At 67.9% G+C, this 4,698-nt stretch carries 4 protein-coding genes; 3 read left to right on the forward strand and 1 reads right to left on the reverse strand.

Translation table 11 applies throughout. The features are described from left to right. A partial coding sequence (locus AB1609_15850) for an SDR family NAD(P)-dependent oxidoreductase (protein ID MEW6047926.1) occupies window positions 1-766 on the reverse strand: 766 nt, incomplete at its 3' end. Window positions 767-970: 204 nt separating this feature from the next. On the opposite strand from AB1609_15850, the gene nikB reads away from it, so the two are divergent. The 3 genes from nikB to AB1609_15865 all read left to right on the forward strand — a co-directional run bounded on the left by nikB (window position 971) and on the right by AB1609_15865 (window position 4,519). Then, window positions 971-1,927 (forward strand): nickel ABC transporter permease, encoded by a 957-nt coding sequence (gene nikB, locus AB1609_15855; GenBank protein ID MEW6047927.1) that lies wholly within the window; start codon window positions 971-973, stop codon window positions 1,925-1,927. Further along, window positions 1,893-2,798: an ABC transporter permease gene (locus AB1609_15860; GenBank protein MEW6047928.1), complete on the forward strand. Its 906-nt coding sequence runs from the start codon at window positions 1,893-1,895 to the stop codon at window positions 2,796-2,798. Before nikB ends, AB1609_15860 begins: the two co-directional genes overlap by 35 nt. Window positions 2,799-2,935: 137 nt before the next feature. Then, a complete protein-coding gene (locus AB1609_15865; protein MEW6047929.1) occupies window positions 2,936-4,519 on the forward strand; it encodes an ABC transporter substrate-binding protein in 1,584 nt (527 codons plus the stop codon). The last annotated feature ends 179 nt before the right edge of the window (window positions 4,520-4,698 follow it).

A 4,698-nucleotide genomic window follows, 5' to 3' on the forward strand; every position in this document is an offset into this window, starting at 1 on the left:
TCCATCCCCCGTCCACGAAGATCACCGAGCCGGTGATGTAGCTCGACGCATCGGAAGCCAGGAAGACCACGGTGCCGGCCATCTCCTCCGGGGTCGCCCAGCGGCCCAACACGCTCTTCTCGGCGTAAGCCCGATACCAGCCCGGGTGGCGTTTGATGGGGCCGGTGAGAGGTGTGTCCACGATGCCCGGGGCGATGGCGTTGACGCGGACGCCCCGGGGCCCGAGTTCGGCGGCCAGCGTCCGCACCAGCTGGACCGTGCCGGCTTTCGTGGCCGCATACACACCCTGCCCCGGTTCGACGACGACCGAGCGGATTGACGAGAACGCAATGATGCTCCCGCCGCCGGCCTCGGCCATGGCGCGCCCGGCTTCTCTCAGGAGGTGGAACGTGCCCTTGAGGTTGAGGCCCACCACCCGGTCGAACTCTTCGTCCGTGTAAGCCAGCAGGGGCTTGCGCACGTTGATGCTCGGAGTGGTGACGGCCACCGAAAGCCGGCCGTGCTCCCGCACGATATCCGACACCAGGGAGGCGACCGCCGCCCCATCGGCGAGGTCGACCGGCCGAGCATCCGCCCGGCCCCCTGCCCGCCGGATTTCGTCAGCCGTCTGCTGCGAGCGTTCGAGGCTGACGTCGGCGGCCAGCACGTGGGCCCCGAACGCGGCCAGCGCCTGCGCGGCAGCCCTGCCGATTCCGGAGCCCGCGCCCACGACCAGCGCGGCTCGCCCGTCGAGCCTGAAGAGGTTTTGATACGGCTGTATCTGCATGCGAAGGCCCCCCTTTGTTCACGGTGCGCGGGACGATTGGCGTGCATCTTTCCGCACTCTGCCGTATAGCCCCTTCGCGAACCGAAGCACGGCGGCAGCAACGAGGCTCCAGCACCGGTACTGGGAGATGTCGGGATTCAGCCTCATGCGAAGGAACGCGTCCGGTCGCCCCGAATGGTGTCGCCTTAAAAGGAGACGGGCGGTGTGGGGCGCTACATTCTTCGCAGGATATTGCTTACCATTCCGCTTCTGCTGGGCATCTCGTTTCTCGTGTTTGCCCTGGTCAACATCATCCCCGGCGACCCCATCAGCGTGATGCTGGGCAGCAACCCGCTGCTGGCGCCGGACCCGGCGACGGTGGAGCAGCTTCGCCGGCAGTACGGGCTCGACCAGCCGCCTGGCGTGCAGTACTTGCAGTTCCTGGGGCGGCTGCTGCGGGGCGACCTTGGGAGCTCCATCCAGACTCAGGAGCCGGTCCTCCAGGCGGTGCTCGCCCGCTTGCCGGCCACGCTGCAGCTGGCTGTCGCTGCCATGGTGGTGGCGATGGCGATCGCGATACCGGCCGGGGTGGTTGCCGCGGCCCGACAGCATTCGCTCTGGGATCACGCGGCGGTGTTTGGGTCTCTGCTCGGGGTCTCCATGCCGAACTTCTGGCTGGCGCTCCTTCTCATGCTGGTCTTTTCGCTGGAGCTTCGGTGGCTGCCGCTGTCGGGCATGGGCGACTGGCGGGATGGGCCGGGGGACGTGCTGCGCCATCTCGTGCTCCCGGCCATCACCCTCGGAACCAGCATGGCCGCCCTTCTCACCCGCCTCACCCGCTCCAGCATGCTGGAGGTGCTGCGGCAGGAGTACATCCGGGCCGCTCGGGCCAAGGGGCTCGGCCGGCGGGTGGTCGTCTGGCGGCACGGGCTGCGCAACGCCCTCATCCCGGTGCTGACCCTGGCCGGGATCCAGTTCGGCTACCTGCTGGGCGGCTCCGTGATTGTGGAAACCATCTTCGGCTGGCCGGGCGTCGGGCGGCTGGCGGTCAATGCCATCTGGAAGCGAGATCTGCCCGTCATCCAGGGCACCGTGCTCATCTTCACGCTTCTGTTCGTGCTCGTAAACCTGGTGGTGGACGTGCTCTATGCCTACCTCGACCCCCGAATCCGCTACGACTGATCTCGCCGCGCCGGTCACACCCGGCCGATGGGGCAACTGGCGGCGGTTCGCCCGGAACCGGCTGGCCGTGGCCGGCGCGGCCATCCTGGCCGTCATGGCGGCCAGCGCGCTGCTCGCGCCGTATGCGGCGCCGTACGACCCGCTCGAGATGAGCCTGGGCCGCCCGTTCGAGCCCCCGGGCTCCCCCGGGCATCTGCTGGGGACCGACAACTTCGGGCGGGACGTGTTGAGCCGCCTGCTGTTCGGGGGCCGAACTTCGCTCGTGGTCGGGTTTGCCGTCATCGGCCTGGCGGCCTCGGTGGGACTGGTCCTGGGCGCCGTGTCGGGGTATTACGGCGGCGTGGTGGACCTGCTGCTCATGCGGGTCACCGACCTGTTCTTCGCCTTTCCCTTCTTCATCCTGGCCATCGGGGTCATTGCGGCGCTCGGGCCTGGCATTCAGAACGTGATGCTCGTGCTCGCCGCCGTTAGCTGGCCGGAGTACGCGCGGCTCGTGCGGGGCAAGGTGCTGGCCCTCAAGGCCGAGCCCTACGTGGAAAGCGCCCGGGCAGCCGGCGCCGGCGACCTGCGCCTCATCTTCCGCCACATTCTGCCCAACAGCCTCGGGCCGGTCGTGGTCACGGGGACGATGGGGCTCGCCAACGCCATCCTGGCCGCGGCGGGTCTGAGCTTCCTCGGGATGGGCGTTCAGCCACCCTGGCCAGAGTGGGGCGCGATGCTGAGCGAAGCGAAGACGTTCATGCGGACGGCGCCCCACCTGGTCGTGGCGCCAGGCGCGGCCATCATGGTCACGGTCCTGGCCATCAACTTCGTGGGCGACGGGCTGCAGGAGGCGCTCGACCCGAAACTGCGGTCGGAACGGGGGGTGTGAAGGGAGACCAGCACGGGGCGTGAGGGGGTTGAGCTTCGGGGTGCGAGAGGTTCAGCGTCGATGGCAGGGGATGTAAGCGTTCAGGGCCGCGTTTTGAGCATTCAGAGCGCTGTCCCAGAAGGGAGTTCGGTCAACAGATGAACCGGCCGGGACTCATCACGTTGTTGGTGGCGGCCATGGCCCTCGCGGCCGGCGCGGGGGCGGCTGTGGCTGCCGAGCCGCAGCCCGGCGGCACGCTTCGCATCGCCGACATGAGCGTGACCACTCTGGATCCCATCATGACCGCCAACGACCCGGATTACGCCGTCATCAGCCAGATGTTCAACAGCCTGGTCCGGACGGGCAAGGACGGGCAGCCCATCCCGGACCTCGCCGTCTCGTGGGACAACCCGGATGACCGGACGTGGGTGTTTAAGGTGCGCAGGGGCGTCACGTGGCACGACGGCAACCGCATCTTCCCCGAAGGCAAGAGCCGGGAGGTGACGGCCGAGGACGTCCGGTACACCTACGAGCTCATCATGAAGCCCGAGACCAAGTCGCCCTTCGCCGGCGCCCTGGCCAGCATCGCCTCTCTCGAGGTGCCGGACCCGTACACGCTCGTCATCAAGACGAAGTATCCGGATCCGTTCCTGCTCGATACGATCCGCCTGGCCGGCATCGGCATCGTGCCGAAGGAGGCCTACGAAAAGCTGGGGCCGGCGGGGTTCGCCCGGTCGCCCATCGGGTCGGGGCCGTTCGAGTTCGTCGAGTGGGTGCCGGACGACCACGTCAGCTTGCGGCGCAATGAGGATTACTGGAAGAAGCCGTACCTGAACGGCGTCGAGTTCCGCATCATTCCCGACCTGACCGTGGCGATCCTGGCGCTCGAGGCCGGCGACGTGGACGCGGTGCTGTCGGTACCCCCGGAGGACGTGGCGCGGCTCAAGAAGGACAGCCGCTTCCAGGTATACCGCTCCCCGCTCGGGTACTACCGGGGACTCGGGTTCAACGTGAAGCGGGCGCCGTTCGACGACGTGCGGGTGCGAAAGGCGCTGGCGATGGCGGTGAACATTGACGCCGCCGTGGCCAACGTGTTCGGCGAGAACGCCATGCGCGCTTACGGGCAGGTCGGGCCGACGCTGGTGGGGCACGACCCGACGCTGAAGGAGCTGTGGCCGTACGACCCGGAGGGGGCGGCCAGGCTGCTGGAGCAGGCCGGGTGGCGGAAGGGAGCCGACGGGTTATGGGCCAGGGATGGGCAGCGGCTGGAGGTGGAGGTCAAGACGCTCAACGAACCCGGGCGGGTGCGGGTGGTCACCGTTCTGGTGACGGAGTGGCGGAAGTTCGGCGTGGATGCCCGCATCAACGTGCAGGAGGTTGCGACCTGGGTGAGCGATCTGCAGCAGGGTAACACGGGCGTGTTCATGGACTTCGCATACAGCGGGCCAACGGGGCTGCATGCGCTGTTCCACTCGGACAACATCGGGGTCAGCAACGTGCACTTCTACAGAAGTGCGCAGGTGGACGAGCTGCTGGCGCAGGGGAGCCGCATCATCGACCCCAAGAAGCGGGAGGTCGTGTGGAAGCAGGCGCAGCGGCTAATCATGCAGGACGTACCCGTCATCCCGCTATACTTCGAGTTCGGGCACAGCGCGACGAGCGCGGCGGTTCAGGGGTTCGTGCCCCAGCGGTGGAATTTGAACCTGGTGAGCGACGAAAGCAACGTGTGGCTGAAGCGCTAGGCGGGGGTGGCGCTCGTGGGGGCGCCTCCAGCAAAGGAGTCGGGCCTCGTGACGGAGGGGTCGGGAGACATGACGGAATGGACAACCACTGACATCCTGCGCAGCGTACCGGCATACCAGCGGTTTTTCACGGTCGACGAACTGGAGGCCCGGGCCCGGAAGCTGGCGGCGCAGGCGCC

Source organism: Bacillota bacterium (assembly GCA_040754675.1).
Lineage (GTDB): Bacteria > Bacillota > Limnochordia > Limnochordales > Geochordaceae > Geochorda.